The following is a 15,906-nucleotide window of genomic DNA, read 5'->3' as shown; positions in this document are numbered from 1 at the left end:
TCGGCACCATGAGGGGAGCGCGGGTGGGTCACACAGTCATTCGGCAGCGCAAGGACGGGTCGGGTTTCACGCTTCTGGTGATTGCACTGGCCATGGGCACGCTACTGGTGGGTTGCTCGAGCACCAGCAGCAACAGCGCGCGGGTGGTCGACCGCAATAACACCGTGCCCAAGCGCCCGGCGGTAACCACCGGGCAGTACATCGTCAAGCCTGGCGATACGCTGTTCTCCATCGCCTTCCGTTATGGCTGGGACTACAAGGAACTGGCTGCGCGCAACGGCATCGCGGCGCCTTACACCATTCGCCCGGGGCAAGCTATTCGTTTCAGCAGCGGCTCTACCGGTAGCACCACGGTGGTGTCCAGCCCGTCGTCGTCGAGCAAGACCACGGTCATCCGGCGGCCTGTGGGAAGCACCAGCACACCGCCTGCCAGCACCAGCAAACCGGCCACGCCGGCAGCCTCCAGCAGCGCCCCGGTGGTCGCCACGGTGCCTGCCGCGGAGCGCGCGGTAGGCGGCTGGACCTGGCCTGCCAATGGCGTGCTGATTGGAAAATTCGCTTCAAACGGTAGTTTGAATAAAGGCATTGATATCGCCGGTGATTTGGGACAGCCTGTTTTTGCTGCGTCTGATGGTGCAGTGGTGTACGCCGGGAGTGGCTTGAGGGGCTACGGCGAACTGATCATCATCAAGCACAGCGATACCTACGTCAGTGCCTACGGCCATAACCGCAGGCTGTTGGTTCGGGAGGGGCAGCAGGTCAAGGCAGGGCAGTCGATTGCTGAAATGGGGTCCACGGGCACAGATCGGGTGAAGCTGCATTTCGAGATTCGCCGCCAGGGCAAACCCGTCGATCCGCTCCAGTTCCTGCCACGTCGTTGACCGTTGTACCCGGCCTGTTCCTGTGATGTAGAGGGGACAGGCTCCAGCGCTGCCAGGGAGATAGGTGCCGCTCGAGTCTGAGTTCGAACTCAGCAAAGGACTATAACAATGGCTCTCAGTAAAGAAGTGCCGGAGTTTGACATCGACGATGACCTGCTTCTGATGGAGACGGGTATCGTTTTGGAAACGGATGTGGTGTCAGACGAACCTGCTGTATCTTCGGTTCGGACGAGGGCCAAGTCGGGCTCTTCGCTCAAGCAACACAAGTATATCGATTACAGCCGGGCGCTCGATGCCACCCAGTTGTATCTCAACGAGATCGGATTCTCGCCTCTGCTTTCGCCGGAAGAGGAAGTGCATTTTGCGCGCCTGTCGCAAAAGGGCGACCCTGCCGGCCGCAAGCGCATGATCGAAAGCAACCTGCGCCTGGTTGTAAAAATTGCCCGTCGTTACGTGAACCGCGGCCTGTCGCTGCTCGACCTGATCGAGGAGGGCAACCTGGGGCTGATCCGTGCCGTCGAGAAGTTCGACCCGGAGCGTGGTTTCCGGTTCTCGACCTATGCGACCTGGTGGATTCGCCAGACCATAGAGCGGGCGATCATGAACCAGACCCGCACCATTCGCCTGCCGATCCACGTGGTCAAGGAACTGAACGTCTACCTGCGCGCTGCGCGCGAGCTGACCCAGAAACTGGACCACGAACCCTCGCCAGAAGAAATCGCCACGCTGCTGGAGAAACCGGTCGCCGAGGTCAAGCGCATGCTGGGCCTGAACGAGCGGGTGTCTTCGGTGGACGTGTCGCTCGGCCCGGACTCGGACAAGACCCTGCTCGATACCCTGACCGACGACCGCCCGACCGACCCGTGCGAACTGCTGCAGGATGACGATCTGTCGCAGAGCATCGACCAATGGCTGGGCGAGTTGACCGACAAGCAGCGTGAAGTGGTGGTGCGCCGCTTTGGCCTGCGCGGGCATGAAAGCAGTACGCTGGAAGATGTCGGCCTGGAGATTGGCCTGACCCGTGAGCGGGTGCGGCAGATCCAGGTCGAGGGGCTCAAGCGTTTGCGTGAGATCCTCGAGAAGAACGGCCTGTCCAGTGAGTCGTTGTTCCAGTAGCGGAAGCCTGCAATACAAAGCGCCCCGATGATTTCGGGGCGTTTTTGTATGTTTCGATCAGAGGTGCCCATTCAAAATTGCCGGGGGCGCTTTGCGCCCCTTTCGCGACACAAGGCCGCTCCCACAGGTATTTCATCGCCCTTGGATGCACCACTATCCTGTGGGAGCGGCCTTGTGTCGCGAAAGGGCTGCAAAGCAGCCCCAAGACATTATGTACTGCGCTACCCCAGTAACATCGCGTGTAAGCCTTTGCTTACTTGTTTTGTAAGCCTTCTATGTACGCTTCAGTAAATCATTGTCGTATCCAGATCCTGCGTTTTCCCAACTCATTGAAAAACCTGGCTTATTCAGCTGTGAGGAAATGTGTCACCTGCAACACCCTGTGAGGTTTAGCGGTTGCTCGCCCGGCTCAAGTCGCTAGTATTCGAACTGTGCACAGGGACATGCACAGGCTTTCAGGAGGAAAGCCAGGGACGTCGCAAGAGGCGATTTCATCAGGATGATGTTTGGGACAAGCAGGGACTACGGAAAAAATGTGGGCGGGTCAAACCGCCCCTTTTTTTTGCCCGCAGAAAACAAAAAAAGGCCCCAAGGGGCCTTTTTCGTGTCCGGACGCTATCAGCGCTCCAGGTCTGCAATCTTGCCAGTCTTGCCATCCCACTCTTCAGCGTCCGGCAGGGCGTCCTTACGCTCGGTGATGTTCGGCCAGATTTCCGCCAGTTCGGCGTTCAGCTCGATGAAGTTCTCCATGCCCGCAGGCACTTCGTCTTCCGAGAAGATGGCTTGCGCTGGGCATTCCGGCTCGCACAGGGCGCAGTCGATGCACTCGTCCGGGTGGATGACCAGGAAGTTCGGGCCTTCGTAGAAGCAGTCCACCGGGCAGACTTCCACGCAGTCGGTGTATTTGCATTTGATGCAGTTGTCGGTGACGACGAAGGTCATTTCTAATTCTCTCCTCAGGCGACGGCGGCGGCCCTTCCTCTCAGGGCCGCGCGGTTTGCGGGCATGTGGCTGCAGGCCAGGCTAATAACCTGCAGCACCAGCAAACCGCGGCGGATTCTACCAGCTTGTAGTGGGCGCCGTTATAACAGGTTCTTTAGTTGATATAGCATTTCGATAGCTTGACGCGGGGTCATGTCGTCCAGCTGCAGCTTGCCCAGCTTCTCGATGGCCGGGTGTGGCAGGCTGGCGAACAGGTCGCTCTGGTGCGGGACCTGTGGCACGTCCTTGGCCTTTTGGGCCGGGGGCTGTTCATGCGCCAGGCTGGTGGTTTCCAGCCTTGCCAGGTGTTCACGGGCACGCTGGATGACGGCCGTCGGCACGCCGGCCAGCTGCGCCACGGCCAGGCCGTAGCTCTGGCTGGCAGGGCCAGGCAGCACGTGGTGCAGGAACACGATGCGTTCGTTGTGCTCGGTGGCGTTCAGGTGCACGTTGGCCACCAGCGGCTCGCTTTCCGGCAGCACGGTGAGCTCGAAGTAGTGCGTGGCGAACAGCGTGTAGGCACGCAGCTGGGCCAGGCGCTCGGCGGCGGCCCAGGCCAGCGACAGGCCGTCGAAGGTACTGGTGCCACGGCCCACTTCGTCCATCAGCACCAGGCTGCGGTCGGTGGCGTTGTGCAGGATGTTGGCGGTTTCGCTCATCTCGACCATGAAGGTCGAGCGGCCGCCGGCCAGGTCGTCGCTGGAGCCGATGCGGGTGAAGATGCGGTCGACCAGCGACAGCTCGCAGCTGGCTGCCGGCACGAAGCTGCCGATATGCGCCAGCAGCACGATCAGGGCGGTCTGGCGCATGTAGGTGGACTTACCGCCCATGTTCGGGCCGGTGATGATCAGCATGCGTGTGCTGTTGTCCAGGCCCAGGTCGTTGGCCACGAACGGCGTGGTCAATACCTGTTCCACCACAGGGTGGCGGCCCTGCTCGATGCGCAGGCACGGCTCGTCGACGAAGCGCGGGCAGTTCAGGTCCAGGTTCAGTGCACGTTCGGCCAGGTTGCTGAGCACGTCCAGTTCGGCCAGGGCGGCGGCGCTGTCCTGCAGCGGTGCCAGGTGGCTGATCAAGGTTTCCAGCAGGGCGTCGTAGAGCATCTTTTCGCGGGCCAGGGCGCGGCTCTTGGCCGACAGGGCCTTGTCCTCGAACGCCTTCAGCTCCGGGGTGATGAAGCGCTCGGCGCCTTTCAGGGTCTGGCGGCGGATGTAGTCGCCCGGGGCCTGCTCGGCCTGCTTGGTCGGCAGCTCGATGAAGTAGCCATGCACCCGGTTGTAGCCGACCTTGAGGTTGGCCAGGCCGGTGCGGGCCTTTTCCCGGGCTTCCAGGTCGATCAGGAACTGGCCGGCGTTCTCGCTGATCGCCAGCAGCTCGTCCAGTTCGTTGTCATAACCGGCCTTGAGCACGCCGCCATCGCGGATCACCGCCGGCGGGTTGTCGATGATCGCCCGCTCCAGCAGGCTGGCCAGTTCGGGGTAGGTGCCGGTAATGGCGGCCAGGCGTGCCAGGTGCGGCGCCTCAAGCTCGGCCATGGCGTTCTGCAGCTCGGGCAGCGCGCCCAGGGCATCGCGCAGGCGAGCCAGGTCGCGTGGGCGGGCGTTGCGCAGGCCGATACGGGCGAGAATCCGCTCGATATCGCCGATTTCCTTGAGCTGCGGCTGCAGCTTCTCGAAGCGGTAGCCGTCGAGCAGGCAGCGGATCGAATCCTGGCGTGCCTGCAGCACCTTGAGGTCGCGCAACGGGCGGTTCAACCAGCGGCTCAGCAATCGGCTGGCCATGGCGGTCTGGCAGCGGTCGATCACCGACTGCAGGGTGTTGTCACGGCCGCCGGCCAGGTTGATGTCCAGCTCCAGGTTGCGGCGGCTGGCGCCGTCGAGGATGACCGTGTCGTCCAGGCGTTCGTGGCGCAGGCTGCGCAGGTGCGGCAGGGCGGTGCGCTGGGTTTCCTTGGCATAGATCAGCAGGCAACCGGCGGCGCCGATGGCCAGGGTCAGCTTGTCGCAGCCAAAGCCCTTGAGGTCCTTGGTCGCGAACTGCTGGCACAGGGCCTTGCGCGCCGAGTCGCGGTCGAAGTCCCATGGCGCACGGCGACGGGCGCCCGGGCGTTTCTCTGCAGGCAAGTCTCGCGGCCAGTCGTCGGGGATCAGCAGCTCGACCGGGTTCAGGCGCTCGAGCTCGGCCAGCAGGTTTTCCCAGCCCTTGATCTCCTGCACGCTGAAGTTGCCACTGGTGATGTCCAGTACGGCCAGGCCGAACAGGCGCTCGTCCCCGAGCAGCGCGGCAATCAGGTTGTCGCGACGCTCGTCGAGCAGGGCCTCGTCGCTGACCGTACCCGGGGTGATGATGCGCACCACCTGGCGTTCCACCGGGCCCTTGCTGGTGGCGGGGTCGCCAATCTGCTCGCAGATCACCACCGATTCGCCGAGCTTGACCAGCTTGGCCAGGTAGCCTTCCAGCGAATGGAACGGAATCCCGCACATGGGGATGGACTGGCCGGCCGACTGACCGCGCGCGGTCAGGGTGATGTCCAGCAGCTTTGCGGCTTTTTTCGCATCTTCGTAGAAGATCTCGTAGAAGTCGCCCATGCGGTAGAACATCAGCTGGTCCGGGTGCTGGTTCTTCAGCTTCCAGTACTGCTGCATCATCGGGGTGTGTGCGGAGAAATCGGAAATTGCTTTATTCATCAAAGGCTTAGAAAGTAGGTCTCAATATTGTGGGGCAAATTGGGGCGTTCTGTGTTGCACGCGCGACGCCGAGACCCACCGGATTTTCAAGCCGCATAGGTTAACACGGCTACCCGGCAGGCTGTACCTGCGATATTCCGCCCGGCGCCCCTGCCGTGGCCGGTAGTGGCCTGGAACAAGTGATGTGCGAGACCGAAGCGGGCGCCCATCCCACCTCACCAAGATGCTAGGGTAGAAGCCTGCCTCCAAGGAGCCCGACATGGACCCGATCACTACGCTTGCCACCCGCCTGGGTGAACACCTGCGCCGCTTCAACGCGCAGGTGACCACCGCCGAATCCTGCACCGGTGGCGGCATCGCCGAGGCCATCACCCGCGTGCCCGGCAGCTCGGCCTGGTTCGAGGCTGGGTACGTGACCTATTCCAACACCCAGAAAACCCGTCAACTGGGAGTGCCCGCGGCGTTGTTCGGCCAGGTTGGCGCGGTCAGCCAGGAAGTGGTCGAAGCGATGGTCCGCGGCGCCCAGGCCGCCAGCGGCGCGCGCTTTGCCGTGGCGGTGAGCGGCGTGGCCGGTCCGGACGGTGGTTCGCCGGCCAAACCGGTGGGCACCGTGTGGCTGGCCTGGGGCGACGGCAACCATGTGTTCAGCGAGCGGCGCCAGTTTGACGGCGACCGCGAGGCGGTGCGCCGACAGACGGTGATCGCCGCGTTAGACGGCTTGTTACAGCTTGGTGCCGAGTAAATCGACGACAGGGGTTTGCGCGGGCGCTTGCCTGTGGAATAATACTGGCTACTTATACAGGTATTCCGGCCGTCAGGGCCAAGTCGAACACGTGAGGATTTCAATGGACGACAACAAGAAGCGCGCCTTGGCTGCGGCCCTGGGTCAGATCGAACGCCAATTCGGCAAGGGCGCCGTCATGCGCATGGGCGACCACGAGCGCCAGGCTATCCCTGCCATCTCCACCGGCTCGCTGGGCCTGGACATTGCCCTGGGCATCGGCGGCCTGCCAAAAGGCCGTATCGTCGAGATCTACGGCCCGGAATCGTCGGGTAAGACCACGCTGACCCTGTCGGTCATCGCTGAAGCCCAGAAAAACGGCGCCACCTGCGCCTTCGTCGACGCCGAACACGCCCTCGACCCCGAGTACGCCGGCAAGCTGGGCGTCAACGTCGACGACCTGCTGGTTTCGCAGCCGGACACCGGCGAACAGGCCCTGGAAATCACCGACATGCTGGTGCGTTCCAACGCTGTTGACGTGATCATCGTCGACTCCGTGGCTGCTCTGGTACCGAAGGCCGAGATCGAAGGCGAGATGGGCGACATGCACGTGGGCCTGCAGGCGCGCCTGATGTCCCAGGCGCTGCGCAAGATCACCGGTAACATCAAGAACGCCAACTGCCTGGTCATCTTCATCAACCAGATCCGTATGAAGATTGGCGTGATGTTCGGCAGCCCGGAAACCACCACCGGTGGTAACGCCCTGAAGTTCTACGCCTCGGTGCGTCTGGATATCCGCCGTACCGGCGCAGTCAAGGAAGGCGACGAGGTGGTCGGTAGCGAAACCCGCGTCAAGATCGTCAAGAACAAGGTTTCTCCGCCATTCCGTCAGGCCGAGTTCCAGATCCTCTACGGCAAGGGTATCTACCGTAACGGTGAGATCATTGACCTGGGTGTTTCCCAAGGCCTGGTCGAGAAGTCCGGTGCCTGGTACGCCTACCAGGGCAACAAGATCGGTCAAGGCAAGGCAAACGCTGCCAAGTACCTGGCTGAGAACCCGGCTATTGGTGCCGAGATCGAGAAGCAGATTCGCGAGAAGCTGCTGACCTCTGGTGCTGTTGCAGCTGCTGGTAAGGCTGCTGCTGCCGAAGCCGATGCCGATGATATGGCCGACGCTGACGCCGGTTATTGATTGCGCGGTAGATAGCCGAACATGTCCGCCGTACTCGACACCCCCGTCGCCATTCGGCGGACAGCCATGGACCTGCTCGCGCGACGTGAGCACGGTCGCGTCGAGCTGACGCGCAAGTTGCGTCAGCGCGGCGCTTCGGACGAGCTGATCGAGCCTGAACTCGACCGGCTCGCCGAAGAAGGGCTGCTTAGCGAAGCCCGTTACCTCGAAAGTTTCATCCGATACCGTTCCAGCTCCGGCTACGGCCCTGCGCGTATTCGCGAAGAGCTAGGCCAGCGCGGTTTGGCGCGTGCTGATATCGAGCAGGCGCTACGCGAGAGCGAGGTGGACTGGGGCGAGCGCATGCGTGACGTTTGGCAGCGCAAGTTTGCTGGTCAGCGCCCGCACGATCCCCGCAGCCGTGCCCAGCAGACCCGGTTTCTGGCTTACCGGGGTTTCCCCATGGACATGATCGGCCGTCTGCTCAGTGGGCGTGATATCGACGACTACTGAAGGCTGGGGCCGCTTTGCGGCCCTTCGCGGGCTTGCCCGCTCCCACAGGTTTGGTGCAAGGTTCAGAAAATGCGCGGTCCCTGTGGGAGCGGGCAAGCCCGCGAATACCGGCAACACCGGTGCCATCCACCGCGTTGCGTTCTTCGCGGGCGCGTCGGACCGCCGCACCGCCGCTCCCACAGGTTGCGCGGCGCGCTTTGGAAATTTGTTCGACAATCAACTGACCTTCAACGCCTCCCTGGCCCGCTGCGTGGTATGCATGGGCTGCGGCTTGGCCCAGTTCTCCGGCAGGTTGATGAAGTCCACCAGCTCGCGCAGCCTGCCCTGGTCCCGGCCATTGAAGGCAAATGACAAACGGGTCAGGTGGCTGAAGTTGCCCACTTCGTGCTCGGCACTGCTGTCAGGTTGCTGGTGATACTTGCCACTCAGGCGCAAGTCGGCAAAGCCTTCCTGGATGTCATACAGCGCCGCCTCGCTGAGCGGGTGATGCATGCGTATCACGAACTGGCTCTTCAGCCAGCGGCTGGAGTGGTAGTTGCTGTAGAACTGGTTGATTTCTTCCACTGCCTCGTCAGCGCTGTGCACCAGGCGCAGCAGTTTCAGGTCGCTGGGCAGGATGTAGCGGTTTTCCTCCAGTTGGCGGCTGATGAAGTCCAGGCAGTCGCGCCAGAAGCTGCCACCTGGCGAATCCAGCAGCACCACCGGTACCAGCGGGCTCTTGCCGGTCTGGATCAGGGTCAGCACCTCCAGTGCTTCATCCAAAGTGCCGAAACCACCCGGGCACAGCACTAGGGCATCGGCCTCCTTGACGAAGAACAGCTTGCGGATGAAGAAGAAGTGGAACGGCAGCAGCTTGTCGGTGCCGTCCACCGTGGGGTTGGCGTGTTGTTCGAAGGGCAGGGTGATGTTGAACCCCAGGCTGTGGTCGCTGCCGGCGCCTTCGTGGGCAGCTGCCATGATGCCGCCGCCAGCACCGGTGATGACCATCAGGTCGGAGCGCGCCAGGGTTGCGCCCAGCTCGCGGGCCAGGGCGTACATGGGGTGCTCCAGCGGAGTGCGCGCCGAGCCGAACACGGTCACCTTGCGCCGGCCCTTGTAGCGTTCCAGGGTGCGGAACGAATGGTCCAGTTCGCGCAGGGCTTGCAGGGTGATCTTGGCGCTCCAGCGGTCGGTGTCGTCATGGGCCATGCGCAGGATGGTCAGCATCATGTCGCGGTACAGCGGCAGGTTGGGGCTGTTCGGTGCCACCAGTTGCAGTTGTGCGTCGATGTTGCTCAGGTCGATGTTGTTGTCGCGGAAGTGGCTGAACAGCAGTTCACTCGATTGGTAAGGCATGCAACGTCTCCTTCTGCACCAATACCTCTGACCTCAATCTAGACCCTTGCGCTCAATTGTGCCGGGGGTGTTCGGTACAGCCGCCCGTCGGCATGCAGCCACGGGGGATGCGGGTTTGGTTAACTGGGTAAAGCGAAACGTGTCGATGCAGGAGGTGGCGGTATGCATCGCTTGATCATCGAAGTGGACCGGCAGCTTTACCAGCAGCTGGAGAATGCGGCCCAGGTGCATCACCTGAGCCTGGAAGCCGAGTGCCGGCGCAGGCTGTCGGGGCTGGAATGCCAGTCACGCTACCTGCAGGCACTGCTGGCAGAGATGCGCGCCGATGCCGCTGAAGGGCGCTGGCGCGCCCGTGAAGACGAGAAGGCGTAGCGATCGAAGTTGGTTACTTCTTCTTGTTGCCGGCCACGCAGCTGGCATTGTCGAACGCCTGGTCCATGATCGGCTGGTTGGTCTTGTAGACCGTGAAGCGGTAGACCATGACCGCGCCTTTGGACATCAGGTTGCGGAAACCGCTGTTGCGGCAGACGCTGTCACCCAGCTGGCTGCGTACCTGTTCGGGGTTGGCCTGCATGCGCTCGGCATGCTCCTGGCGCACGCTCAGGTGGTTGACCAGTGCCTTGCCTTCCACGGTGTAACCCTGGTCGAGGATGTCCTCGTTGATGGCTCGCGGGGTGCCGACACTGCTCTCTTTGGCAACCTTCTGCAGCGTGTTGTTCAGGTCGTATTCCTGCTTGGAAGCCGCCTGGGCTGCCAGGGGCAGGGCGAGCAACAGGCTCAGGGCGGGGACGATACGGCGCAGCATGAATCTCTCCTGGTTCGATGACTGGCGCTTTGACATGCGCGGGTCGACGGCGTTCCGTGAAAACCGCACGGTGGCTGCAATTGGGGCCGCAGTGCGGCCCATCGCCGGCAAGCCAGCTCCCACAGGGATTGCACATGGCCTGGTGCAATGCGGTCGAGGTGGGAGCTGGCTTGCCGGCGATGGGCTGCGCAGCAGCCCCAGAAGCGCGCAGGCGCGGCTGGGGGTACGGTAAAAACAGCGATTATAAGGACCGCGCCGCCACCTGCACAGCAATTGCCCCCTGTTCTGGTAGACTGGCGCCCTTAGTTTTTTCCGAGTCATCCTTGTGTCCATTCCCAACCTGTCCAGAGGCCTGCCGGCATGAGCCATGCGGTAGCGCGCCTGCGCGCCGAACGCCTGGCCCGCAGCAACAAGCCCTTCATCGCCCGTGGTTCGCGTGCCGAGCGCTGCCCCGATTGCCGGGTCATCGCCACTCATTGCCTGTGCGCCTGGAAGCCGCGGGTGCAGGCCGAATCCGGCGTGTGCCTTCTGATGCATGACACCGAGCCACTGAAGCCCACCAATACCGGCTGGCTGATCGCCGACCTGATCGAGAACACCTCGGCCTTCGGCTGGCTGCGCACTTCGGTCGACGAACGCTTGCTGGCGTTGCTGGGCGATCCGCATTGGCAGCCCTACATCGTCTTCCCCGGTGAATTCGTTGCCCAGGAGCGGGTGGTCAGCGAGGTAGTACGCGAGCCGGGCAAGCGCCCGCTGTTCATCCTGCTGGATGCCACCTGGACCGAAGCGCGCAAGATGTTCCGCAAAAGCCCGTACCTTGACCGCTTCCCGGTGTTGAGCCTGCAGGCCGAGCAGATGTCCCGCTACCGCCTGCGCCGCTCCAAGCGCGACGATCACTTCTGCACCGCGGAGGTCGCCGCCATGTGCCTGGACCTGGCCGGCGATACCCAGGCCTCGCAGGCGCTGGACGCCTACCTGGACGTATTCAGCCTGCATTACCTGAGCGGCAAGCGGCGCCTGCCGCTGGACGAGCAGGACGACACCCACCAGCGTTTGCATACCTTCCTATAGTCCAAGGGGCACAACCCCTGCTTTGGTTCATAATGACCCTTACCCGAGTGCCCGACACAGAACAGGATCCCCAGATCGATGGCCACTTACGAAATCCTGATTGCCGATGACCACCCGCTGTTCCGTGGCGCCTTGCGCCAGGCCGTTACCCTCGGCCTGGGCCCGGATGTACGCCTGGTTGAAGTCGCCAGCATTGCCGAACTGGAAACCCGTCTGAGCGAAAAAGCCGACTGGGACCTGGTGTTGCTGGACTTGAACATGCCGGGTGCCTACGGTTTTTCCGGGCTGGTGCTGCTGCGCGGGCAATACCCGCAGATCCCCGTGGTGATGGTATCGGCGCAGGAAGAGGCCGCAGTGGTGGTCAAGTCCCGCGAGTTTGGCGCCAGTGGCTTCATTCCCAAGTCCAGCACCCTGGAAGTGATCCAGGATGCGGTGCGCAAGGTGCTCGACGGCGAGGTCTGGTGGCCGCCGCAGGCGTTCGAAAAGGTCGATGTCTCGGCCGAGGCCAAGGCCGCCAGCGAAGGCCTTGCCAGCCTCACGCCGCAGCAGTTCCGCGTGCTGACCATGGTCTGCGAAGGCTTGCTGAACAAGCAGATCGCCTATGAGCTGAACGTGTCGGAAGCGACCATCAAGGCTCACGTGACCGCGATCTTCCGCAAGCTGGGTGTGCGTACCCGCACCCAGGCGGCGTTGTTGCTGCAACAACTTGAATCGGTTGCCAGCAGCTGAGTGCGCGTGGCTTCACGCTTTTTTGACCCGTGCCGGTCTAGTCTGCTGGCCTTTCCGTTGTGAAGTGACTCACATGACATCGCCATTCAAGGGCCAGACCGGCCTCAAACGTATCCTCAACGCCGCCGGCTATTCGCTGGACGGCCTGCGCGCCGCCTTCAAGGGCGAGGCCGCGTTCCGCCAGCTGGTGCTGCTCAACGTGCTGTTGGTCCCGGTCGCCTTCTGGCTGCCGGTCAGCCGTGCGGAGCGGGCGATCATGATCGCCGTGTGCCTGTTGGGCCTGATCGTCGAACTGTTCAATTCGGCGGTGGAAGCAGCCATCGACCGCATTTCGCTGGAGCGCCACCCACTGTCGAAAAACGCCAAGGACATGGGCAGCGCCGCGCAACTGGTGGCACTGACCATGGTGGCGCTGGTGTGGGGTGTGATCCTGCTTTAAGCGATCGGTGGCAACACGATCTCGTCACTGCGGGTGAAGCCCGCAGTGAAGTTGCGGCACAGTTCGAGAAATTCGCGCATGGCCGAGGTCTGGTACTTCTGTTTGTGCCAGATGAAGTAGAACTGGCGCATCAGGTCCAGCTCCGGGGTTTCTACCGCTACCAGACTGCCGCGGCGGAAGGCGTCACGCAGGGCCAGGCGCGAGATGCAGCCGATGCCCAGGCCCGACTCCACCGCGCGCTTGATCGCTTCGGTGTGTTCCAGCTCCAGGCGGATGTTGAGGTTGGTGCGGTGGTGGCGCATGGCCTGGTCGAAGGTCAGGCGCGTGCCCGAGCCCTGTTCGCGCAGGATCCACGCTTCCTGGGACAAGGTCTGTACATCGGCACGGCCCAGCTTGGCCAGCGGGTGCTGCGGCGCGCAGAATACCACCAGCTCGTCCTCGACCCAGGGCTGCACTTCCAGGTCCGGGTGGTTGCAATCGCCTTCGATCAGACCCAGATCAATTTCGTAATGCGCCACCTGTTGCACGATATGCGCAGTGTTCTGCACATGCAGCTTCACCTGGCTTTCCGGGTGCACCTGCATGAAGCTGCCGATCAGCAGGGTGGCCAGGTAGTTGCCGATGGTCAGCGTGGCGCCGACCGCCAGCGAGCCGAAACCGGACTTGCCGTTGAGCAGGTCTTCGATTTCCTTGGCCTGGTCGAGCAGGGCCACGGCCTGCGGCAACAGTTGCTGGCCCAGGGCGTTGAGGCTCAGGCGCTTGCCGGCGCGGTCGAACAGCTGGCAGCTGGACTGGCGCTCAAGCTCGGTGATCGAGGTGCTGGCGGCCGACTGCGACAAGGCCAGCACACTGGCGGCGCGCGAAACGCTCTGGTGCTGGGCCACGGCAACGAAGACTTGCAGCTGACGAAGTGTAAATCGCATATCGATATAACCGATAACACATATCTTGATAATCCAGTTAACAGATATTGTCGCTGCCCCTAAACTATCGCGCAACTGCGCGTCTTGCGCGCGCCGCGTCTTTCTTCAGGAGCCCCATTAAATGAGCAACATGAACCACGAACGTGTCCTCAGTGTGCACCACTGGAACGACACCCTGTTCAGCTTCAAGTGCACCCGCGACCCGGGCCTGCGCTTCGAGAACGGTCAGTTCGTGATGATCGGCCTGCAACAAGAAAGCGGCCGTCCGCTCATGCGCGCCTATTCCATCGCTTCGCCGAACTGGGAAGAGCACCTGGAGTTCTTCAGCATCAAGGTGCCGGACGGTCCGCTGACCTCGCAGCTGCAGCACCTGAAGGAAGGCGACGAGATCATCATCAGCAAGAAGCCTACCGGTACCCTGGTGCTCGACGACCTGAACCCGGGCAAGCACCTGTACTTGCTGAGCACCGGCACTGGCCTGGCACCGTTCATGAGTGTCATCCAGGACCCGGAAACCTACGAGCGCTTCGAGAAAGTGATCCTGGTGCACGGCGTGCGCTACGTGAACGAAGTGGCCTATCGCGAGTTCATCACCGAGCACCTGCCGCAGAACGAATTCTTCGGTGAGTCGGTTCGCGACAAGCTGATCTACTACCCGACCGTGACTCGTGAACCGTTCGAAAACCAGGGCCGCCTGACCGACCTGATGCGCAGCGGCAAGCTGTTCAGCGACATCGGCCTGCCACCGATCAACCCGCAGGACGACCGCGCGATGATCTGCGGCAGCCCGAGCATGCTCGACGAGACCAGCGAAGTACTGGACAGCTTCGGCCTGAAGATCTCCCCGCGCATGCGCGAGCCGGGTGATTACCTGATCGAGCGTGCCTTCGTCGAGAAGTAAGGCGCAGGCTGATGCAAAGAAGGCGACCCTTGGGTCGCCTTTCTTGTGCCTGTGATTCATGTATCGCCTGTACCGGCCCTTTCGCCGGCAAGCCAGCTCCCACAGGAATCCCACAACATTTGAAACCTGTGCCGAACCTGTGGGAGCTGGCTTGCCGGCGATGAGGCCAGTGCAGGTAAACCCAATCTATTCCACGCGCGTCTCGCCGCTATACACCAATATCTCCCGACACCGCTTGCACAGGTAGCGCCGCCCCTGGCGCACCAGCTTGTGCCGCTGCGCGGTAAACGGGAAGTCGCTTTGCGGGCACGGGCAGCGGTAGATGTAGCGGGTCACCACGCGCCGTTGCACTTCGTAGTTGTGGCAACGGTTGGGCGGCAGTTCATACACCCCGCGCATGATCAGCTGCCACTCCTCGCCATGGGCCTGGATGCGGTCGCCGAACAGCTGGTGGGCCACCAGGTGTGCCACTTCATGGGCCACGGTCTGGCGCAGGAAGTCTTCCTGGTTTTCGCGGTAAAGCTGAAGGTTGAAGCGCAGCAGGTTCTCGTGCAGGTGGGCGACACCGGCTTTTTGCCCGCGCAGCTTGAAGCTGACTTCCGGGCGCGGGAAGGGGCGTTTGAAGAAGGTTTCAGCTTGCTGGTAACAGGTTTCGACGCGTTGTCTGAGCAGCTCGGGCATGGCGGGGTGGTTCTCCTGACCGGGCATTATGCCGCAACCCCGGGCAGCCTGCCGAGCCACCGGTCAGCGCACAGCCAGAGGCCGCCTTGCGGCGGCCCCAGGTTGATGCCCCAGTGTTGGTCGAGTCTGTTCTAGTTGGTGTAGACGGGCCCCACGCCCAGTCCCCAGATGATCACCGTGGCGGCCATGATCGCCACCAGTACCACAAGGCCCACCGCCAGCACCGAGCTGGAGAACAGGAAGCCTTCGTCGGACGGTATGTTCATGAACGTCGGCAAGCCGACGTACAGCAGGTACACCGTGTAGCAGATGGCGGCGGTGCCGATCAGCATGCCCAGCCACAGGTGCGGGTACAGCGCCGCCAGGCCGCCGATGAACAACGGGGTGGCGGTGTAGGTGGCAAAGGCGATGCACTGTGCCATGGACGGGTTGGCATCGTAGGTGCGGGCCATCCAGTGGATGAACGCCCCCATTACCGCCACCCCGGCAAGCATCGCCAGGTACGACATGATGCTCATCCAGATGGCGCTTTCCATGGTCAGCATCACCGCTGGCCGGTCGCCGATCACCCAGCCGACCTGGGTGGTACCGATGAACGCCGAAACGGCGGGGATCGCAGCCAGGATCAGGGTGTGCGTCAGGTACATGTGGCTGATGGTTTCTTCTTCGCCACGAATTTCCCGCCATTCCTGGTCGGGATGGGTAAACAGCCCCACAACGTGATGAATCATGCCGATCACTCCTCTCAATGTTGCCAAACGCCCCCCAGATGGAGCGCAAGCGGCCCGAGGCCCGAACACCGAAGCAAGCGGTAATGTGGCCTTATGTCGCAGTATAGGAAGCCGTTACCCGCATAAACCGTGCTTTTTAGAGCAAATTGCGCTGTAAGGCGCGCTGTTGATTACAATGAAGTCTTTATCGGAATGCCTACAGCGCCGCCGCGTTTGTGCGT

The 15,906-nt window shown here is 62.4% G+C and carries 17 protein-coding genes; 10 read left to right on the top strand and 7 right to left on the bottom strand.

What is annotated here, in order from left to right; genetic code table 11:
- Window positions 1-23 precede the first annotated feature (23 nt).
- Window positions 24-881: a peptidoglycan DD-metalloendopeptidase family protein gene (locus tag CAG44_RS20500; RefSeq protein WP_084785063.1), complete on the top strand. Its 858-nt coding sequence runs from the start codon at window positions 24-26 to the stop codon at window positions 879-881.
- Between the two features lie 108 nt (window positions 882-989).
- On the top strand, window positions 990-1,997 hold the full coding sequence (gene rpoS, locus CAG44_RS20495) for an RNA polymerase sigma factor RpoS (protein WP_013971277.1): 1,008 nt from the start codon (window positions 990-992) through the stop codon (window positions 1,995-1,997).
- Between the two features lie 618 nt (window positions 1,998-2,615).
- Here the strand turns inward: rpoS and fdxA are convergent.
- Both fdxA and mutS read right to left on the bottom strand, forming a co-directional pair.
- Window positions 2,616-2,939 (bottom strand): ferredoxin FdxA, encoded by a 324-nt coding sequence (gene fdxA / locus CAG44_RS20490; RefSeq protein WP_004375459.1) that lies wholly within the window; start codon window positions 2,937-2,939, stop codon window positions 2,616-2,618.
- 140 nt (window positions 2,940-3,079) lie between these two features.
- Window positions 3,080-5,653 carry a DNA mismatch repair protein MutS gene (gene mutS, locus CAG44_RS20485; protein ID WP_166674221.1) on the bottom strand — a complete coding sequence of 858 codons (2,574 nt, stop codon included), beginning with the start codon at window positions 5,651-5,653 and terminating at the stop codon, window positions 3,080-3,082.
- 271 nt (window positions 5,654-5,924) lie between these two features.
- Between mutS and CAG44_RS20480 the strand changes: the two genes are divergently transcribed.
- The 3 genes from CAG44_RS20480 to recX all read left to right on the top strand — a co-directional run bounded on the left by CAG44_RS20480 (window position 5,925) and on the right by recX (window position 8,070).
- Complete coding sequence (locus CAG44_RS20480) at window positions 5,925-6,407, top strand: CinA family protein (protein WP_025337995.1); 483 nt, start codon at window positions 5,925-5,927, stop codon at window positions 6,405-6,407.
- A 103-nt stretch (window positions 6,408-6,510) separates the two neighbouring features.
- A complete protein-coding gene (gene recA, locus CAG44_RS20475; RefSeq protein ID WP_015269214.1) occupies window positions 6,511-7,578 on the top strand; it encodes a recombinase RecA in 1,068 nt (355 codons plus the stop codon).
- Between the two features lie 21 nt (window positions 7,579-7,599).
- Window positions 7,600-8,070, top strand: a complete 471-nt coding sequence (gene recX / locus CAG44_RS20470; protein WP_075043995.1) for a recombination regulator RecX — start codon at window positions 7,600-7,602, stop codon at window positions 8,068-8,070.
- A 216-nt stretch (window positions 8,071-8,286) separates the two neighbouring features.
- On the opposite strand, the gene CAG44_RS20465 is transcribed toward recX, so the two are convergent.
- Entirely contained in the window at window positions 8,287-9,405 is a 1,119-nt protein-coding gene (locus CAG44_RS20465) for an LOG family protein (RefSeq protein WP_025337997.1), read from the bottom strand.
- 162 nt (window positions 9,406-9,567) lie between these two features.
- Here CAG44_RS20465 and CAG44_RS20460 point away from each other — a divergent pair, with 162 nt between their 5' ends.
- Window positions 9,568-9,777 carry a hypothetical protein gene (locus CAG44_RS20460; RefSeq protein ID WP_025337998.1) on the top strand — a complete coding sequence of 70 codons (210 nt, stop codon included), beginning with the start codon at window positions 9,568-9,570 and terminating at the stop codon, window positions 9,775-9,777.
- Between the two features lie 13 nt (window positions 9,778-9,790).
- Here CAG44_RS20460 and CAG44_RS20455 read toward each other — a convergent pair whose 3' ends face one another.
- The gene (locus tag CAG44_RS20455) at window positions 9,791-10,210 is read right to left on the bottom strand and encodes a quorum-sensing-regulated virulence factor family protein (RefSeq protein ID WP_075043996.1); all 420 of its coding nucleotides are present in this window, start codon (window positions 10,208-10,210) and stop codon (window positions 9,791-9,793) included.
- Window positions 10,211-10,570: 360 nt separating this feature from the next.
- Here CAG44_RS20455 and CAG44_RS20450 point away from each other — a divergent pair, with 360 nt between their 5' ends.
- The 3 genes from CAG44_RS20450 (at window position 10,571) to CAG44_RS20440 (ending at window position 12,449) form a co-directional block, all read left to right on the top strand.
- Complete coding sequence (locus tag CAG44_RS20450; protein WP_085692881.1) at window positions 10,571-11,281, top strand: tRNA-uridine aminocarboxypropyltransferase; 711 nt, start codon at window positions 10,571-10,573, stop codon at window positions 11,279-11,281.
- Between the two features lie 78 nt (window positions 11,282-11,359).
- The gene (erdR, locus tag CAG44_RS20445) at window positions 11,360-12,010 is read left to right on the top strand and encodes a response regulator transcription factor ErdR (protein ID WP_025338000.1); all 651 of its coding nucleotides are present in this window, start codon (window positions 11,360-11,362) and stop codon (window positions 12,008-12,010) included.
- 73 nt (window positions 12,011-12,083) lie between these two features.
- Complete coding sequence (locus CAG44_RS20440; protein ID WP_025338001.1) at window positions 12,084-12,449, top strand: diacylglycerol kinase; 366 nt, start codon at window positions 12,084-12,086, stop codon at window positions 12,447-12,449.
- On the opposite strand, the gene finR is transcribed toward CAG44_RS20440, so the two are convergent.
- A complete protein-coding gene (gene finR / locus CAG44_RS20435) occupies window positions 12,446-13,372 on the bottom strand; it encodes a LysR family transcriptional regulator FinR (protein WP_004375481.1) in 927 nt (308 codons plus the stop codon). The genes CAG44_RS20440 and finR overlap by 4 nt on opposite strands.
- A 121-nt stretch (window positions 13,373-13,493) precedes the next feature.
- Between finR and fpr the strand changes: the two genes are divergently transcribed.
- A complete protein-coding gene (gene fpr, locus CAG44_RS20430) occupies window positions 13,494-14,273 on the top strand; it encodes a ferredoxin-NADP reductase (RefSeq protein ID WP_004375483.1) in 780 nt (259 codons plus the stop codon).
- A gap of 186 nt (window positions 14,274-14,459) precedes the next feature.
- Here fpr and CAG44_RS20425 read toward each other — a convergent pair whose 3' ends face one another.
- Both CAG44_RS20425 and CAG44_RS20420 read right to left on the bottom strand, forming a co-directional pair.
- Window positions 14,460-14,954 (bottom strand): SprT family zinc-dependent metalloprotease, encoded by a 495-nt coding sequence (locus tag CAG44_RS20425; RefSeq protein WP_025338002.1) that lies wholly within the window; start codon window positions 14,952-14,954, stop codon window positions 14,460-14,462.
- A 131-nt stretch (window positions 14,955-15,085) separates the two neighbouring features.
- Window positions 15,086-15,685 carry a Yip1 family protein gene (locus CAG44_RS20420; RefSeq protein WP_003252385.1) on the bottom strand — a complete coding sequence of 200 codons (600 nt, stop codon included), beginning with the start codon at window positions 15,683-15,685 and terminating at the stop codon, window positions 15,086-15,088.
- Window positions 15,686-15,906 lie beyond the last annotated feature (221 nt).

The sequence above is a fragment of the Pseudomonas sp. B13(2017) genome (assembly GCF_002113245.1).
GTDB classification, from domain to species: Bacteria; Pseudomonadota; Gammaproteobacteria; order Pseudomonadales; family Pseudomonadaceae; genus Aquipseudomonas; species Aquipseudomonas putida_Z.
This window is presented reverse-complemented; position numbering and strand designations above follow the sequence as displayed.

Coding starts and splice junctions, on each gene's coding strand:
- rpoS (WP_013971277.1), top strand. CDS start 990: ATGGCTCTCAGTAAAGAAGTGCCGGAGTTTGACATCGACGATGACCTG.
- fdxA (WP_004375459.1), bottom strand. CDS start 2,939: ATGACCTTCGTCGTCACCGACAACTGCATCAAATGCAAATACACCGAC.
- CAG44_RS20480 (WP_025337995.1), top strand. CDS start 5,925: ATGGACCCGATCACTACGCTTGCCACCCGCCTGGGTGAACACCTGCGC.
- recA (WP_015269214.1), top strand. CDS start 6,511: ATGGACGACAACAAGAAGCGCGCCTTGGCTGCGGCCCTGGGTCAGATC.
- recX (WP_075043995.1), top strand. CDS start 7,600: ATGTCCGCCGTACTCGACACCCCCGTCGCCATTCGGCGGACAGCCATG.
- CAG44_RS20465 (WP_025337997.1), bottom strand. CDS start 9,405: ATGCCTTACCAATCGAGTGAACTGCTGTTCAGCCACTTCCGCGACAAC.
- CAG44_RS20460 (WP_025337998.1), top strand. CDS start 9,568: ATGCATCGCTTGATCATCGAAGTGGACCGGCAGCTTTACCAGCAGCTG.
- CAG44_RS20455 (WP_075043996.1), bottom strand. CDS start 10,210: ATGCTGCGCCGTATCGTCCCCGCCCTGAGCCTGTTGCTCGCCCTGCCC.
- CAG44_RS20450 (WP_085692881.1), top strand. CDS start 10,571: ATGAGCCATGCGGTAGCGCGCCTGCGCGCCGAACGCCTGGCCCGCAGC.
- erdR (WP_025338000.1), top strand. CDS start 11,360: ATGGCCACTTACGAAATCCTGATTGCCGATGACCACCCGCTGTTCCGT.
- CAG44_RS20440 (WP_025338001.1), top strand. CDS start 12,084: ATGACATCGCCATTCAAGGGCCAGACCGGCCTCAAACGTATCCTCAAC.
- finR (WP_004375481.1), bottom strand. CDS start 13,372: ATGCGATTTACACTTCGTCAGCTGCAAGTCTTCGTTGCCGTGGCCCAG.
- fpr (WP_004375483.1), top strand. CDS start 13,494: ATGAGCAACATGAACCACGAACGTGTCCTCAGTGTGCACCACTGGAAC.
- CAG44_RS20425 (WP_025338002.1), bottom strand. CDS start 14,954: ATGCCCGAGCTGCTCAGACAACGCGTCGAAACCTGTTACCAGCAAGCT.
- CAG44_RS20420 (WP_003252385.1), bottom strand. CDS start 15,685: ATGATTCATCACGTTGTGGGGCTGTTTACCCATCCCGACCAGGAATGG.